The organism is Psychrilyobacter piezotolerans, from assembly GCF_003391055.1.
In the GTDB taxonomy this organism is placed as follows: domain Bacteria; phylum Fusobacteriota; class Fusobacteriia; order Fusobacteriales; family Fusobacteriaceae; genus Psychrilyobacter; species Psychrilyobacter piezotolerans.
Genome location: NZ_QUAJ01000022.1, coordinates 24,420 through 42,691, shown reverse-complemented (window position 1 = coordinate 42,691; position 18,272 = coordinate 24,420). Strand labels below are relative to the sequence as shown.

Annotated in this window: 9 protein-coding genes; 8 read left to right on the top strand and 1 reads right to left on the bottom strand. The window is 36.5% G+C overall.

The features are described from left to right. The first annotated feature begins 118 nt into the window (after positions 1 to 118). The 8 genes from DYH56_RS11780 to DYH56_RS11745 all read left to right on the top strand — a co-directional run bounded on the left by DYH56_RS11780 (position 119) and on the right by DYH56_RS11745 (position 15,224). Positions 119 to 1,462, top strand: a complete 1,344-nt coding sequence (locus DYH56_RS11780; protein ID WP_114643074.1) for a hypothetical protein — start codon at positions 119 to 121, stop codon at positions 1,460 to 1,462. Between the two features lie 158 nt (positions 1,463 to 1,620). Next, a complete protein-coding gene (locus tag DYH56_RS11775) occupies positions 1,621 to 8,385 on the top strand; it encodes a vWA domain-containing protein (RefSeq protein ID WP_114643073.1) in 6,765 nt (2,254 codons plus the stop codon). Positions 8,386 to 8,551: 166 nt separating this feature from the next. Then, a complete protein-coding gene (gene pilB, locus DYH56_RS11770) occupies positions 8,552 to 10,276 on the top strand; it encodes a type IV-A pilus assembly ATPase PilB (RefSeq protein WP_114643072.1) in 1,725 nt (574 codons plus the stop codon). Positions 10,277 to 10,302: 26 nt separating this feature from the next. Continuing rightward, positions 10,303 to 11,502 (top strand): type II secretion system F family protein, encoded by a 1,200-nt coding sequence (locus DYH56_RS11765; RefSeq protein WP_114643071.1) that lies wholly within the window; start codon positions 10,303 to 10,305, stop codon positions 11,500 to 11,502. A gap of 18 nt (positions 11,503 to 11,520) precedes the next feature. Beyond that, entirely contained in the window at positions 11,521 to 12,279 is a 759-nt protein-coding gene (locus DYH56_RS11760) for an ABC transporter ATP-binding protein (protein ID WP_114643070.1), read from the top strand. A 1-nt stretch (position 12,280) separates the two neighbouring features. Then, positions 12,281 to 13,033, top strand: a complete 753-nt coding sequence (locus DYH56_RS11755; RefSeq protein ID WP_114643069.1) for an ABC transporter permease — start codon at positions 12,281 to 12,283, stop codon at positions 13,031 to 13,033. Between the two features lie 783 nt (positions 13,034 to 13,816). Next, on the top strand, positions 13,817 to 14,455 hold the full coding sequence (locus DYH56_RS11750; RefSeq protein ID WP_147269614.1) for a tetratricopeptide repeat protein: 639 nt from the start codon (positions 13,817 to 13,819) through the stop codon (positions 14,453 to 14,455). A 277-nt stretch (positions 14,456 to 14,732) separates the two neighbouring features. Then, entirely contained in the window at positions 14,733 to 15,224 is a 492-nt protein-coding gene (locus DYH56_RS11745) for a pilin (protein WP_114643067.1), read from the top strand. Between the two features lie 496 nt (positions 15,225 to 15,720). Here DYH56_RS11745 and gshAB read toward each other — a convergent pair whose 3' ends face one another. Continuing rightward, positions 15,721 to 18,048 carry a bifunctional glutamate--cysteine ligase GshA/glutathione synthetase GshB gene (gshAB, locus tag DYH56_RS11740; protein WP_114643066.1) on the bottom strand — a complete coding sequence of 776 codons (2,328 nt, stop codon included), beginning with the start codon at positions 18,046 to 18,048 and terminating at the stop codon, positions 15,721 to 15,723. Between the last annotated feature and the right edge of the window lie 224 nt (positions 18,049 to 18,272).

The window sequence follows — 18,272 nt, the reverse complement described above, 5'->3', positions numbered from 1 at the left end:
AAAAATTACAGCTATAGGCTGGGAGCAGAAATGCTTCCAGCCTATTTTGTTTTTTTATAGGAAATAAAAATAAACAAGGGTATATTAATAAACGGAAGATTTATAGGGAGGACGGCAGATGAAGAGTTATAAAATATTTATATTGTTTTTGCTGGTGAGTATGTCGATTTTTGCAGATAAACCAGCGACACCACCTGGTCAAGAAAAAAAAGTGCCTGTTGTAACTACCAAAAATGATGTGATTAAGGGAACTGCCATACCTTATGAAATGACAATAACATCAGGAAATGGCGGAGGAAATGAAATTGTGAAGGGATGGGTAGATTACCTGGTTTACAAGAGTGATACTAGAGAAATACAAATAGTTTTAGAATGTAAGAATAGTGGTGAGAAAGATGTTAAGGAACTGTATGAAAAAATAGCTGAAAATGAACCGGTTACAACATTTGAGAATGAAGTAAAAATAGGGAGATACTATACCTTAAGCCAGGATGGAAATATATGGACATTGACTTATACTTCGAACTTAAAAGCTGAGCCGGGAGATGAAGTGGAGATATCTTTTTATATTGGAAAAGGAGGCTTAAATGGAAATGGAAACCTGATAACGGTAAAATATAGAGTGCCTTATTCCCCTTTTGATATAGAGGTAAAAACCTATGAAGAGCTATATCAAAAGGAAAAATCAAATTCAATAAAAGATGGGTATAAGTTTACCAAGGGAGGATTAGGGTCAAATAATCTAAATCCAGCAATTTATGTTGTCGTTCCTGAAAATAAAGATAGTGACAAGAAAGGACAGAGAATAAAAAAAATAAAAATAGAAAAATTAAATGCAGATGGAAGCCTTATAGCTGAAAAAACATTGGATTTATCAGGAAAAACAGGTGATGTTGGGATAAGCTTTAATTTTTCCAGAGAAGGAGCCAATAGAGTGAGGATAACCCCTGTAAATGAATATGGAATGGAAGGAAAATCAGAAGAACTTAAGTTTGTAGTGGATACCAGGGTAAATACCTCTTATCTAGATAATGAAATAATAGGCAGCTTAAATGGTGAAGATGTTGAGGTAGATCTTTCTAAGATTGAAGAACTGTCTGGTGTGGAAGGGTATGAATATATGTTTACTGTAGAAGGAAAAAAATCTGAAAAAATTATTAAAAGAGATTTAGAAGGAAAATCATTTACTGCTCCTGCAGAAGGATCCATAGATGGAATTATAACAATTGACACTTCCGGATTCACAGGAGGATCCAAAGGAACTTTACTTTTCACCGTCTATGATAAACTAGGAAATAAAAAAACCTATGAAAAAACTTATTTTATCCCTGCAAAACCTACTGGAATAATAGCCAAGGTAAGCGGTGAAATGAAGCAGAGGAACAGTAGAATAAAGATAGTAACAGAGGGTAGCGAGGATAACTTTGGAGTAGACAGTAATATAGATAGGAGTTCAGAGTAAGAAGATGCTGCCATAAGTAGAAGTTAAATAAAATTACAGCTACAGGCTGGGAGCAGAAAGAAAATGCTACCAGTCTATTTTGTTTTTTGTCATAGAAGGAAATAAAAATAAACAAGAGTATATTAAGAAATAGAAGATTTATAGGGAGGGCGGGGCAGATGAAGAGTTTTCAAGTGTGGGCATTATTTTTACTCCTAAGTATCACGGTGTTTTCAAGTGATCAATATATATATTCACAGATAACAAAGGATAATTTAGTGGTAACGGACCAATATATCGTAGATAGATTTAATCTAGATGGGGAGGAGTCTGTATTCTCAGTTGAAACAGGGGATATAAATTTGGAAAATTTTTTAAACTCCGGCACCGCCTATGATGAGACAGTATTTACTAGAATAGAAAATGAACGGCATGATTATAATGGCGTTCCTAGATCTATGGTGAAGTTTAATCTAAACAAAAACACAGGAATACCCAAAGAAGCTGATTTTAATCTGACTCAAACGGATGAAAGCGGGGATATTCTGATATATAAAAGGTTGATAGATGAAAACTATACCATACCTGCTCCTACAAGTAATTTTAGAGAAGAAGAATTGGAAAAATCTAAAAATACTTTTCTTTACGATGACGAATACCGGCTGGAGCACCTCATAGCCTATAAATATCAAGAGGTAGTATACAGACTCTATACAGGAGCAAAACATGATGGAATTCGTCCTATAAAAAAAATAGAAACTGGAGATAATTTATCTGAATTTTTAAATGGAAATATTAATTATATAGATTTTATTTTTGAAAATAATGGAACTGTACAGACAATGGAAAAAAGTGGGATTACAGGTAAATTTATAGATGGCAAGTTTGAACTTATGGGATTAGAAGATGGAAAATCTTATAATTTAGACCTGTATACCCTGAGATATAGAAACAATAACAATACAGGAAACTATGTGGTAGCTACCTATGAAAGCAGTTTGACTTTTAATGGGAAAAATCAAAGCTCTATCCAAGGGAATACAGGATGGCTGGAAGATATAGATATATCCAATTATAAAAATATAGGTTTAAATGTAATCACTCTAACCAATGATGATTTATCCCAGATAAAGTTAAAGGATATAAGTGAGAAAAGGGAGATAGCTGTAAATACAGTTTCGGATATAGTTATAGATGCTCCTGCAGGTCTCAGCGGATCCAGTATAAATATAGGGGGAACCACCTATAAGGTCACAAATAATCAGATAGTGGTAGGGAGTACAACGTATAGTGAGTATGTAGAAGTAAGCGGAGTAAAATATCCGGTTATCAATACGAAAGTAACAATAGCAGGAACAGTATATACTGTAGCGGATGATAAGATAACTATAGGAACTATTAATTATTCTGTAGTAAGTGAAGATTTAATAGTAGATGAAAAAAAATATGTGTACAGGTGGACAGGCATCTATGATAGCGGTTTTACCCAGGAGGAGGGGAAAAAAAGGGTAGTTTCCTTTGATATAGAGGGAACTGATATCCCGCTAAATAGACAAATTGGAATATACATTGAGCCGGCTCCGGTAGTAAAAGATGAAAGGTATCCCCACCAAAGGGTGATCTTTGAAAGAAAGGATGGTTCGGGGAATCTAATAAACTATGAACTAAAAGATCAAAATTATAAAATGACAGACAGGATCTTGATACCGGCCAGACTGGGATACCGTCAGATGAAATCTATAGATTATGGGTCGACCTTGGGAGAATATCTATTAGGCGGGAACTATAAAAATATAAATGAATTTAAATTTGAAAATAATAACTGGAGCTATCTGGTGGATGAAGGTGTAGAAGGGATAATGGCGGAAAAAGTTATTTCGGAAGCTGCAGCTGAGCTGACAGATGAAGATGGAGAGAGCATCTTATTCTATACAGATGATGTGGGACACGGCCTGAACAAAGTGGAAGAGGGAGGAGACAAAGTTGTATACAACTGGACTGAGGGACCAACAAATACAAATGGGGTAATATTAAACTACGATAAAGTTATGTTTAGAATTATCAAGGTGCCTGAAGATGGAGTTATTACAGAAAATGTCAGCTATATGGTGGGAGAAGATGAACATACAGCAGAATTACCTAAATATTACTGGAATCCATATGATAACGCTAACCCTATAAATTACTTAGATGAAACAACAGATGGAAACTTAAGGTTAGAAGCATTTTTATTCGGTAATCCAGATGGCGGCACAAATGAAGAAAACTATATAGATCTAGTGATGGATGCCGGTTCAGATAAGGAGATAACATTCTCAAATGCAGTAATCTCGTATGAAGCTGCTAATAAAAATCTGAGATTGATAGGCTTGTCTATAGGAAAATATGCAGTGCAGCTTTATACGGTAAAAAGAGGTCATGACGGGACTTATAAGGTGATCACCTATGAAAATTATGACACCTTTGCCATGGATATACCAGAGATAGCCAGTGAGGAATTTGACAAGGAAAATAATATACATAAGATCGATTTTATAACTACCGGTACCAGCAGTGGAGCTATCCAGGTAAATGTAAACTTTATTACCAAGATGGAAAGAGAGATAAATTTAACAACTTCCAACCTTCAATCTGTTGGTCTGCCAGCTTTCAAACTATCGGAAAAAAACGAGGGGACAGGAGAATCAGAGGGAGTAGGAGACATTGGTCAGATAAGTCTGAGGGAATCGAATCAAAAGAGATTCTTATTTCCTTTAGATGTGGTATTTGTAATAGATAATTCGGGGTCTATGCAAAATGAAATAGATGCAGTAAAGGATGGATTATCAGCTTTTGGGCAGGAACTCTATGACAGGGGATTTGATGTTAAATATAATTTAATTACCTTTGGACCAGAACAAACTTCAAATACGATTAGAAATTGGTCAACTAAGGTAGATCAATATCTTGATGTTAGAAATTCGTGGTGGGGAGGAACTTCTCATTATATGGCTATTTATAAGGAAAAATGGTTTGATGGGTTGACACTGGGAGGAGTTAATCCTGAAAATAGGAGAGAAAAAGAAAAAGATGAACTAATCGACGCTTTTAATAATATAAGGGCAAGTTCTGGATATTATAGAGGGCAGGAAAATAGTGCCTGGGGACTCCATTATGCCATAGAGAAACTCCGTGCCAATGGCAGGTATTTGGATTATTCAGGGGAAATAACAGATGACAGCAGCAGCGGGTATATGCCGTCCCAGAAAATGATAATATTCTTGACCGATGAAAATATGGATACAGATAATATCGGTAGTCTGGGATATAACTCGGGAGATGTGCTGCAAAAATTATACGCTAAATTAAACAGCACTCATAACGGGATGGCTGATAACATCAATTTAACCGGATTATTCCATGTAAGAAGAAGAGGAAATACAGCTGATAGTGCAAATACGGAGTTAACTAAATATGAAGAGGAAGGAGTCCCAGATCTAGGTTATAAATATTCATGGGGAAAAAACAAAAATAATAATTATTGGGAGGAGTGGGATGATAGAGAAATTCCTATCTTAGGGATAGATCCATCAGATACCGGAAATGTCTATCATACGGATTTTAAATATTACAATACAGGAAACAACTTCTTCATGTATGAGATGGGATCTAGCGGGGAACATGTAGGAGATGCTCTTCAAAGTGCAATCAGTAATATAGGAATCATCCAGAGATGGGAACTTTCCTACCTTACTCCATTCAATGAATATGACGGTACTACCAGGACTGTTGATTTTAAATTAATAGATGTAAAGGGAAAAGATGGAACGCCAATATCCAAAACAATCAGAGATTTAGACGAATACCAGGATAAACAATATGCGGTACAGGAAGAAAAATTAGTTGTAGAGTTTAAAGATCCTACCGGGACTTCTCCTAAACTAAGTATAGTGGATGGAAGGGGAGTTATAACATTCTTGGCTAAATCCAGATATCATGAGATGAACAGCAGCGGGGAAACTATAATAATAGAAGATGTTATCAAGGAACGCAGCTTGAATGTATTAAAAACCGACGGGACTCTGTTATTCAGCAGAACTACAGATGATATAACTATGAGTTTATCGGAAGACGGATGGTCACCTCTTAAAATAACTGTGGTAAATCTAGAAACAATATTAGATAACAGGGCAGAATCCTGGGTAGGAGTAGAAAATCTTCCCATAGGAACAGATCCTGTAAAAGAGATACTCAGTTATATCGATAAGGTGAAATACAGGGTAGATGGTTCAAACAACTATGAGATGTGGTTAAAAAAATCAGAGGTGGATGGATTGATAGCTCATGATCTGGGAGATAATCCGGCAGTACCTTATTTTAACCTGGTAATAGCCGGCTCTCCTGCACGGGTAGATGAGGAATATTTTAAAGGTTTGATGGGAGACAGATCCGATGCATGGTATGAACTGAAAAATAGCTCCAGCGACCCGGACTTATTTTCTGGAATATCAAGTGATGATTTTGAGAAATTAGATGGGACCAGATATAGGATAAAATTGGGTGACCTGGATCTAAAGGAACTCCTGACAAGTACTGATGGGGAAGATATAGAACTCAAGATAAGTAAAACAAAGCTGGAAGCTATAGATGGAGATTCGGCTAATTTTGAAGACTTTGGCCAGCAGGGTTGGTATGAATTTAATGTAGTTTTAACAGAGACAGAGATGCAGATATTGAGGGATGCAGAGTTAAACGGAAACCCTATAGAGTATATTGATCTGGAAGCTACAGCAGTTACCGACCTGTTTACTCAGACTAAGATTTTAGAAGATGTAGCAATAGATGTAATACCTCCAAAGATAGTGGAAATAAGGGTAATAGATACAACGTTGAGAGCATTTTTAAAATCAATGAAAGTACTTGAGGATACGCAAGTATTTACAAATACAGAAGCTGAAAATTATTCCGGGTATTCAGCAGCCAATGAATCGGAGCTGGAAGACCTCCTGAGTAATGTTGGAAGTTATGTGAAGAAAGGGGACCTGCTGGATATTACTCTGATAATTGAAGATAAAAATTTAACTGAAGATGATATCTATATCGGTATAGACGAGTTGGGATGGAGGGTGCCTGATATCGATCCAGAACCCGATGGTCCTAATGGGGAGAAAAGATTCAAACTTAGCTGGCCAGGGGTAGAAGTAGGAGGAGCATCAGGTACCATAGGGATTGAAAATACTATAGAGGACAGGTATGGAAACACAGGGGATCAAAATATAAGTATATTAAATATCAATATGACAGATATCGTACCTGGCAGGACAATGACGGATATTAGTGATAATCCTATAAATGCTCATCCATCAGACGGCAAATACTATGTAAACTCCGATTATAATATTACTTTAACTGGAATTGGAAATATGTATCGTGCTGGAATAGCAGCTTTTAAATATGATAATACTAAGTCGGATAACAAAGATGGAGTGCCGACATACCATCATTCAGAGAATGGGCTTTATACAGGCGGGATAAAAGAGACTGAATTTGAAATTGAGATAGATAGTACTCATAAAACAGACGGAGAATATATAGGTAAGATCTTTGGGATGAGTAAGAGCGGGAAATTAATAGATATCAGCGACTATTCAGACGATGATTTTGATAAGATATTGGATACAAACTATGCCAGTTCCCCACTGAGTCAAACTACTATTATGGTAGATACAGTAGAGCCGGTGATATCAAATGTATCGATAATAAACAGGACATTTATGGATGTATACGGGGTAAATAGTGTAAATAGCAGTGGTACAACCTATGTAAAGGATGGGGATAAGGTAGAAATTTCCTACGATATCAAAGATTTTAACATGCATGATAAAGAGATTGTAAGTGGTATCAAAGGTGGATATCTATTGGATCTAAAAGGATATAGCGTGGATAATTTAAGTAGTGAGATAGCTTCACCTGCTGAAACAGGATTAGCAGATACCTATACTGTGACTTATACATTTACAATCAATGACTCTGGTACGACTGAAACAGATATAGATTTTAATATAAAAGGTGAAGATAAAGCTGGAAATCAAAGGGAACAAGAAGAAATTATTGTCTTGAATAACAATAAGCCAAAAGCCGTAATATTGAAAGTCTACGAGGGGGTAAAAGATTGGGACAATACAACTACCCAAAGAACTGGAGACAGCGGTCTTTCATCAGGGGGCTATGAATTCACCAAGGGAGGAGCAGGATCTTTAATAAGTGATCCCATGATCTATGCTGAGATCAGTGGAACAGGTGCAGATGTAAGGTATTTAAAAATAGATAAAAATGGAACTATAGATCCATTACTTGATATCTTGGGGGAGACAAGTGAAATCAAAATAGACGGCAGCAATGGTACAAAGTTTGGTACCGATACTACGAATATTGCTGTGATTACCCCTATAAGTGTATCAGGAGTACCAGGAGATGAAATGGAGTTTAAATTTATTGTGGATACAAGGATAAATACTTCCTACCTGGAAGGCGGGATCATCGGAAGTTTGACAGGGGGACATATAAATATAGATCTATCTGATTTGGAAGAATTAGTAGGAATAGACGGATATAACTATGATTTTGTTGTAGGAGGAAAGGTTGTGCAGCAAGGTGGAGAAGATGATCTTAACGGGAACAGCTTCACCACGGTACAGGGTGGATCTATAACAAGTAATAATATTGATATAGATACTTCGTTATTTACAGAGGGATCCAGAGGAGATTTAATAATTACGGTCTGGGATAGACTGGGACATGAAAAAATCTTTGAGAAAGCCTATTTTATACCTACAGAATCTCTGGGTGTTAAAGCCACTATAGAAGATGAACTCAAACAAAGAGAGAGTAAGTTAAAGATCATTGGTGAAGGAACCAGTGATAAATTTGAACTGGAAAGCAGCGTGGATAAGAGTAGTGAATAAAAGATAAAAAAGGGGTTTACCTGCTAGCAGGTAAACTTCTCTTTTAAAAGTTTCCGATGCAGAAAAAAAGAGTTAATTGGACATAGGGGGTAGAAAAAAATATCATTATAATATAATATATAAGGTATAGAAAAAATAAGTTATGATGTGAACAGAGGGGAAAATTATGGTAGTAGTAAAAAGAAGGATGGGGATCGGAGAGATACTAATAGAGAAAAAATTGATAACCAGAGATGCTTTGGAAAAAGCCCTGGAAGAACAAAAAAAAACTGGGGAAAAATTAGGAGAAATTTTAATAGAGATGGGTTATTTAGATGAGGAAAATATGCTGGGTGCCCTGGGTGAGCAAAATAAAGTAAATGTAAAAGTAATAGATGAAAAAGATCTGAAATTAGATGTGTTGGCAGTCCTGCCGGAAGAGTATATGAGGGAAAAAATTGTCCTGCCATTGCGGATAAATGGAAAAAAACTCATGATAGCCATGGAAAATCCAAAAGATACCTTTTTGATAGATGAATTGCAGATGAAAACCAACATGGTTATTAAACCGGTACTTGCCATGAAATCCAATATAATGGAATATTTGGGTAAATATATCCATAAAAGAGATGAGAAAACAGAGACTCAAACGGACAGTGTATTGGACGAATTGAATAAATTTGCAGAGGAAGATATAGAGATTGAGAGTAACTATAAAGACGAAGATATAGTTAGCAGTCTGGGGTCGGATAGTGCACCTGTGGTAAAGGGTGTAAATGCTATAATAGTAAAAGCTGTAAAACTGCAGGCCAGTGATATCCATATAGAACCCTATGATAAGGAGATAAGAATAAGATATAGATTGGATGGACTGTTAATAACTGTAAAAAAGATGCCTAAGCATATTATGAATGCAATAGTTTCGAGAATAAAAATTATGTGTGACCTGGATATCGCAGAAAAAAGACTCCCGCAGGATGGAAGATTCAGGATAAAAATGGGAGATAGACAGGTTGACTTTCGTGTGTCTACTCTAAAAACTATCCATGGGGAAAAAGTAGTAATGAGAATACTGGATAGAGGATCGGTGAAACTGGATCTGTCCAGTTTGGGTTATAATGAAAAAGCATTGGAAATAATAAATAGAGTTATTCAAAATCCATACGGAATTATACTGGTGACAGGACCCACAGGATCCGGGAAATCCACCACTCTATACTCTATATTGGATAAATTAAATCAGGAACATGTAAATATATCTACAGCAGAAGATCCGGTGGAATATGAACTGGAAGGAATAAATCAGGTACAGTGCAAGCCGGATATAGGGCTGACCTTTGCTGCTTCCCTTCGAAGTTTTTTGAGACAGGATCCGGATATTATAATGGTGGGAGAGATAAGAGACGGAGAAACTGCAGAGATCTCTATTAAAGCTGCCCTGACAGGACATTTGGTACTATCGACCCTTCATACCAATGATGCACCCAGTTCCATCCATAGATTATTAAATATGGGTGTAGAGCCATTTTTGATCTCAGCTTCTATATCTATGGTTATAGCTCAAAGATTAGTCAGAAAAATTTGTCCTCATTGTATAGGAAAGGATGGAGAAGCAGCCAATAAATTAATGGCTATGGATCTGAATAAAAATGATTATGAAGGTATGAGTTTTCAAATAGGATCCGGTTGCGGAAAATGCAATAATACAGGTTACAAGGGAAGAAGTGTTATATATGAAATAATGGAAGTAGATGATGAGATGAAAAATCTTATTTCCGGAAATACAACAAGTATAGAGATAAAAGATCTGGCGGTAAAAAAAGGTATGGACACCTTGAGGGAGTCAGGGATGAAAAAAGCTATATTAGGAGTGACTAGTTTGGACGAGGTGATGAGAGTCACGCTGTCATAAAAAAATAACAGACAGGAGAGTGAATCATGTTATATAAATATACTGCCTTGGATAGTCGTGGTAAAAAAGTTAACGGAGAGACGGAAGCTAAATCTCCTATAGAACTCAGAAAAATATTGAGACAGGAAAAATTAATCCTTGTAAAATCAACTAAAAAGACTAATTTTAGTATGAAAAACGGGATGTTTGAAAGGGTGAAAGCTAAGGATATAGCAGTCTTTACAAGGGGACTGTCCACCATGATAAATGCAGGAGTAGGGCTTATCAGATGTTTCGAAATTCTGGAATCCCAGGTTGAAAAACCTAAATTAAAAGCAGTCATCTCCCAGGTAAGGGAGGAGATAAGTGCAGGGATGCCCCTGGCAGTATGTTTAGCCAAACATCCTAAATATTTTGATAAATTATATATAAGTATGGTAAAAGCAGGAGAAGCATCTGGGATGTTAGATTCGGTGCTCCTGAAGGTAGCCACATCCCTGGAAAAATCTGAAGAGATAAAGGGGAAAGTAAAGGGAGCGATGATCTATCCATCCATAGTATTTTTTACTGCTATGGTTGTAATGTTTCTCATGCTTGCCTTTGTAATCCCGAAATTTATGTTGCTGTTTGAAGGAACAGGGGTAGAAATGCCGCTGCTTACCAGGATGGTTATGAGAGCCAGTGAGATTGCTTCTAAATATTGGTATCTATTCTTTGCAGGAGTGGGAGGAATTTTCTATGGTGTAAAAAAATCCATGATGACACCTAAAGGGAAGAGGTTTTTTGATGTTCTTCTATTAAAAATGCCGCTCATGGGAACATTTGTGAGAAAGACAGCCATGGCCAGGTTTACAAGAACCATGTCTACTCTTTTAAACAGCGGGGTGACGATTCTTATGGCCTTTGATATATCTGGTGAGATCGTGGGAAATACACTGATAGAAGAAGCCATATTAGGGGCAAAGGATAGTATAAGAGATGGAGCCAGCATATATAAACCGTTGGCAGACAGCGGACAATTCCCGCCTATGGTAACGGACATGATAGAGGTAGGGGAAGAGAGTGGACAATTATCTGAAATTTTGGAAAAAGTAGCGGATTTTACCGAGATGGAATTGGAGGAAGCTGTGAGAAATTTACTTTCTGCTTTTGAGCCTCTAATAATTTTATTTATGGCAGTGGGAGTAGGAATTTTGATCATATCTATGTTCCTGCCGTTATTTAAGATGTCGGATATGGTGGGATAATAAAAAAGGAGTAGAAGGATGGAAAAGGTTATTTCTGTAAAAAATATTTCCCTGGATTATAAGGAGAGGGATATATTTAAAAAGATAAAAGGGTCCAATGGGAGTACAGGGGTGGAAAATATCTCCTTTGATGTAAAGGAAGGAGATATTTTTTCCATAATAGGGCTCAATGGAGCAGGGAAGACAAGTACACTGAAGTGTATCTTAGGATTGATGAAACCGGATAAGGGCGAGATAGAGGTATTTGGAAAGAAAGAATTAAAGGGGATGGATTTTGAGAAAGTAGGTTATCTGCCGGAAATCTCCTACTATCCCAAGAGTATTAAGCTCATAGATCTCATGAGGTATTATGGGGAACTCTATAATATCCCCAAGGGTGAATTAGATAAAAAAATAGAAGTAATATTAAGAAAGCTAGGTCTGATCTCCAGGAAGGGTGACAGGCTGGAGAAGTTTTCCAAGGGGATGCTGCAAAAGGTTGGGATAGCTCAGGCCATCTTAAATAACCCTAAACTGTTATTTTTAGATGAACCCATGTCAGGGTTGGACCCCCTGGCCCGTGAACTGGTAATAGAAATAATATTGGAATTAAAATCCAAGGGAACCACGATATTTTTTAATACCCATATATTGGAGGATGTAGCCAGTATATCGGACAGGGTAGCTATAATTGATAAAGGCAGATTAGTAGAGGTATTGGATATGAAAAAAGTTATGTTGGAACAGGATGATTTTTTATTGAAGGATCATTTTATAAAAACAGTAGGAGAGAAGTAAAATGAAAAAAGTGCTGACTATTGGGAAGTATACACTGAAAGAAAACATATCTAATAAGGTATTTAACGGGATCCTCTATTTTGGGGTTCTATCCATATTCCTTACCACCTTATTGGATGAGGTAGCCCTCTACGAGGGGGGGAGAGTTATTCGGGATGGTGGATTATTTCTTACGGAAATTCTGATAATGCTGATAACCGTATATATATCTTCTACCTATGTGATAAAAGCTGTGGCTGAAAAATCTATCTATTTGGTTCTGACCAAAGCTGTGACTAAATCCAAATATATTATGGGGCTAAACCTAGGGATGATTTATTCTGTATTCTGCAATGTGTTTGTCATGGGAGGAATATTGGGATTGGTTCTGTATACCAAGGGAGAATTTGACTGGTGGTATATACGTGCATTGTTTTTTATAGGATTAAAACTGTCTATCGTGAGCAGTTTAGGAATATTTTTTTCCATAATCTCTGATTCCTTTGTGACCTCTACAATCTTTACCTTATTTGCCTATATATTGGGACATGGGGTTATGGAGATAAAAGCCCTCTCAGAAAAATTAAATGGGAGTGTATTTCAATGGATATTGGATCTGCTGTATATTATCCTGCCTAAGTTTAACCTGTTAAATTACAGGGATTATTTGAAACCGGCGGATACCGATTATTTATTGATTATTGGCTATGCAGCGGTCTATATAACCTGTGTTGTGGTGGCTACCAATATAGCTTTTGAAAAGAAAAGACTGTGATGAATCGAAGATTCATAATTGAAAATTAAGATCAAAAATGTACCACGAATGACGCAAATGTATGCGAAAAAAGATATGAAATTATTTTGGTTAAAACCTAAAAACAAAGGTTTTATTCGTGAGCATTAGTGAATATTAGCGGTAAAAAATATTTTGAATTTAATTTTGTGTTCATCTGTGTAATCTGCGTCAAAAAAAGGTTCTAAAGATTCCATCTTTAATACGGATTCATTTACTTTTTATCTGAAAAAGAAACGAACCAAAGAAAAGCAGACTTTTTCTAAATGATGTTATAGGGGTAAGTCAGAGGTGATTTACGTCTTTTTACAGCTACAGTCCTCGTTTCACTGTGGAACTTATTCTGTTGGACGACTTAGTAGAAAATCTACTGTGAAGTAGGGTAACACCTAGAAAAAGGATTAAAGTCAAAAAAAAGTGATAGAAAAGTTCAAGAAAATTCTTGAGCTTCCTCGTTATGGTTTCTCTTAAATAGAGAAGCCGAAGCAATAACCTCTGTCACGATTGTCATTGTAGGAACAGTACTGCTGAAGTAGAACGACTATAAACTTCAAGTGAAAGTCCAAAAATAAAGTCAGATTTTAGTCTGCGTCAAAGATAGGGTTTAAAACCAAGAAGAAAAGATTCAACTCTGAGAACCTTTGTGATCTCTAAAACTCTGCGTTGGAAGGTTTTGATTTTATAAATTCGTGACAAAAAGAAAAAAAGGTTGTGGTGTAAGTGATAAAAGACAGTAAAATATATATACTCCTGGGATGTTTGGGTTTGTTATTTTGGTTAAATCCATATCTCAAAAAAGATGAAGATGTCTTAGTGAAAAGCGGGTACAGGGGAACAGATGGGATGAGTCAGAATACCCTCCTCCTGCGGACTATGGGAATGAAGAAAGCCGGGACAGCATTTATATGGGTCGATCAGGTATTGACCGTGGGAGAGGGAGGAACCCCGGACCTAACCATAGAAAAGATAAAGGACAACTCTGATGAGATGGCATATTTAGACCCTTATTTTGTGACTAACTATAATTTCAGCGGGAGTATACTGGCACTTGTTAAAATTTACAAAAGGTTTGATCTGGCCAGTGAGATATATGAAAAAGGAATAGAGTATAACCCAGATGATCTGGTGTTAAAAAACTATTTTGCAGGGATGATGGCAGCTTCTAAAAATAATATGGAAGGATTGATGGTAAATTTTGAAAGGGTAGTGAATGAGACCAGGGATGATCTTCTGACCAGTATAGTGGCGTACCTATATGAAAAGCAGTATAAAAAACTAGGGGATAAGAAGGATCTGGAGAAGGCTGTTAAATACTGGAAGATCCTGGAGAATTCCAAGGATGAAAAATACAGGGAGATAGGGAAGAGGAAGATTAACAATTATCAATTAGGAATTAACAATTAAAAATTAAAAATAAAGATATTTAGCCGCCAATGACACAGATAAAACTAATTGAGAATTAAAAGATGAAAAATTAATATGTACAATTCACGGGAAAAGGTATTGTAAAAAGGATTGAAGAATTAAATTTTACTAATAAACCCTAATATCCTTGACATAAACTGCCGATATCATATAAAATACAATAGTTGCAAGGATAAAAACCAAAAAAAAAAGGATTTTTTATTTTTTGGTGTAAGATAAGGTAGAGCATAGAAAAAATTTTATTGGAGGTACGGATATGAAAAGATTGAAAAAAGGATTCACGCTGATTGAATTATTGGTAGTAATCGCAATAATCGGAATATTGGCAACAACGTTGGCACCAAAGTTAAGAGAGCAGTTAGCAAAGGCTAAGGACTCGAAGGCAATTGCAGTATTAGGAGCAGCAAGAACAGGGGTAAGCATATTGTCATTGGATAAAATGGTTCAAACAACAGGAACAACTATGACAGCTATCAAATTTAGTGAGATAATAGGTAAACTAGATAAAAGATCTAATGAGTTGATAGATTCTACTGGAGGTATAGCTATAGGTGGCTCAAGAACTGCTGCAGATGCCGCAGCTCTTACATACGGAGGAAAAGTTGCTTTTTCTTCAACTTCAAGTGGTTCTATTATGAGTGAAACAGGGACTACACCAGTTACGGATGATGGTGCTGATATATATTTAATGAAATCTACTGGTGCGGAAGCGTATAGTACAGAAGGAAAAGCTTGGTTAGCTTATTAAGTTAAAAAGTTAGATATGAAAGGATTTGAGAATTTTCTTAGATCCTTTTTTCTTGGTTTTTAAAACCTATTTTTGATGCTGACTAGAATCTGACTTTTTTAATCTCGACTTTTATTTTGACTCTAAAAATGAAGTTTATAGTCGTTGAGCTTCAGCTGTACTGTTCCTACAATGACAATCGTGACGTACTCATTAAGACAATTATAAACCTTCTTGATCCTCTTTGGTTCTGTTTCTCAGATCAAGCTGAGAAATGAACCCCGTTAAGGGCGGAACCCTTAGAATTTTCTTTGTCACGAATTACACAAATTTACAAACCTCTACTCCTACAGCACAGGTGTTTTTTTCCTGTCGCGGATTGTACAGATTTACTCAGATTTTTTAAACTCTTACTGCTATAATATAGAAGGGAAATTGTGGTTAGACTATTAACTGATAGTAAGATGATAAGGTATTTTAAAAGGTAGAAATCACAATTGATTTCTACCTTTTTGTTTTAAAACCCCAAACTATCCAGGATCTTCTCTCCTAACTTCCTATTTTTACCCTTATATGGATAACAGTGAATATGGATAGCGGGATTAAAGTTGATCTCGATGATTCCGTGATTACTGTCATTTGGAAGTTCCTTGATATCCTTGATCATCATATCCACACCGCAGATGGTAGCATCGGCAGCTCTGGCTGAATCTATGGCAATCTCCTTATATTCATCCAGAATATCATCGGTGAAGTCTATACTGTCTCCCCCGGTGCTGATATTTGAGTTCTCCCTGAGATATACAGTTTCATCTTTTTGAGGTATATAGTCAAAATTCAGGTTCTGGCCGGCTAAAAATGTCTCCTCGGCCTCTCCCAAAGCAATCTTCTGCAGGGGTTTTTTGTAGCCGGTTCCCCGTAAAGGATCTTTGTTTTTGTCCTCCACCAATGTTCTGATGGAGTGTTTTCCGTCACCTACAACATTTGCCGGTACCCTGTGGAGGATTCCCACAACTTTATTCTTTAAGACAAAAACCCTGTATTCCTTCCCCTCAATAAATTCCTCTACCAGAATGGAATCATCCTCTTTGAAGGCAAACTTCAGGGCATTTTGATAATCTTCTGGAGTAAAATCCTTGGGCAGGATAGTTATTCCCAATCCAAAATTAGTGGAGTTGGGTTTAACCACCGTCTTACTCCCCTGATATCTATAAAAATCATCCACAGCATCCTCTGAGTTGGTATAATATCCCCCCTTGGGAACCTTTATCTTGTTTTTTTCCAGTATCTTTTTAGTAACTAATTTATTTTCCATGATCAAAACTGTACTGTATGAATCCAGGGAAGTTTTAGTAGCCTGGACTATATATTCTGTCTTCCCGTCCACAGTCAGGGAAATAAAATTTTCCTTTCGGTCCAGGATCTCAAATCTTATCCCCCTTTTGATGGCATCCTTGAGTAAAATCTGGGTGGAAAGTTCCAAATCCTCATATCCCCGGAGGGCGAAGTTATCAACCAGGCTCTCTTTATAGTATTTTTTAGCCAAATTCAGGTTGAAATCTATAAATCCTTCTTCCCTGATTCCGCTTTCGATTTTGCTGGAGATAAGCAGGTCGGTGTCGTAAAATGATTCCACAGCCTCCCTAAGGGTATTTATATAATTTAAATCAGAAATTCCCAAGTCCTCTACAATTTTTTCCATCTTTGAAATTATATCTAACCCCAGGTCTTTTAAAAATTTAAATTCCCCCTGATTAAATAACTCCAAATCCGTTTTCCTGCCATAGTGGGCTACAAGCTCATGATTTTTATTCCCTTCCCAGATCTCCTTCTCTGTGAGGCTGTCTTCATCTGTAAACAGGCAGAACAACAGGAACAGGTGTACAAAGTATAACTGATCTATGGAGATACCTGTTTTTATCATGGGGTTCAGATCTAATAATCTGACCTCTAAATATTCGATCCCATCTTCTTCGATGGATTTCAATAAGTTTGTATTGTCTTTAGCTTTCAACCTGATGGGGCTGTAGTATTCCTTCTCATTGATTAATTTTTCCTGAGAGATCAATTTTTTTATGTCTTTTACATATTCTGCTCTGGAATTATATGAGATGTTGAATACTTCCTTGTTTTTATACCCGCACATCCCGTTTCTGAAGGAATTTCCTGAGGTGTAGGAGAATGAATCGGGTGCTACTTCATCCAGCATATCCACACATTTCCGGCTGTATGTACCGTGGATACTCGGGTTGGCTCCAAACAGGTATATGAGGATCCATCTGTATTTAAAGAAATTTCTGGATATTTTCAGGTAGATCTCATCTTTAAATAATTTGAAATCGGAAGTTTTAGATTCTTTGTGTAAAAGGTATAAAAATTCATCTTTAAAGGAGAAGTTATAGTGGATTCCCGATAAAAGTTGTTTTTGTTTACCGTATTTTTTCGACAGATAATCCCTGTATTTTTGAGCACGATTCCCTTCACAGGTTTCTTCAAATATAGAAACAGGGATATCCTCCTCGGCTGGCAGGGATGGAGGAGTGCTTTGCGGCCAGAGATATTCTTCCTTCAGTTCCAAGCTCACCATATCGTGTAAACTCTCTAAGAAATTATAAGTTTCCTCCACGGTGTCCATGGAGGGGGTAATCATCTCCACCTGACTCTCGGAAAAATCAGTTGTGATATATGGGTTTTTTAACTTATCTCCGAAGATCTCAGGGTGTTTTGTCATGGCAAGGTGACCGCTGGAATCTACCCTGACATTTTCTTTTTCTATCCCAAAATTACACTTAGTTAAGAATCTATTTAATTTTTTATCATTTATAATATTTATTAAGTTTTGCATATATATCCCCCTGACGGCTTTCAGCCCAATGAATAGTTGAAAATGAATAATGAATGATTAAATTTAAAACCTTTTCTTTACCACGAATTACACAAATTTTAAAATCTGATTTACATAGATATTTTTCAGCACAAAGAACCCCTTCTACTCTTTGAGCATCTCCCCCTTTATTAAAGGGGGAGAACAAAAGAGAGGGTTCGGTACTCCTCTTTTCTTTGTGATTA